This is a genomic window from Gilvimarinus sp. 1_MG-2023 (genome assembly GCF_030548285.1).
The window spans coordinates 1-268 of sequence record NZ_JAUOSC010001082.1; the positions used below are offsets into that span (position 1 = coordinate 1).

1 pseudogene is annotated in these 268 nt (G+C 51.1%); it reads left to right on the forward strand.

The window, feature by feature from the left end:
* Positions 1-42: 42 nt before the first annotated feature.
* Positions 43-268, forward strand: a pseudogene (locus Q4563_RS20200) (pyrroloquinoline-quinone synthase PqqC); the annotation flags it as partial.

Sequence of the window (268 nt, forward strand, 5' to 3'; positions counted from 1 at the left end):
CAATATCCCCAACCAGTAACCTCCCTGAGGTGGAGACATACCATGACAGAACACAGCAACAAGCAGCCCTGGTCCCGCGAAGAATTTGAACAACGCCTGCGTGCCAAAGGGGCGCTTTATCATATTCACCACCCTTATCATCAGGCGATGCATCACGGCGAATGCAACGAAGCGCAAATTCGTGGCTGGGTCGCCAATCGTTTTTATTATCAGATCAATATTCCGGTGAAAGACGCCAATATTCTGGCCAACTGTCGCGACCGGGATG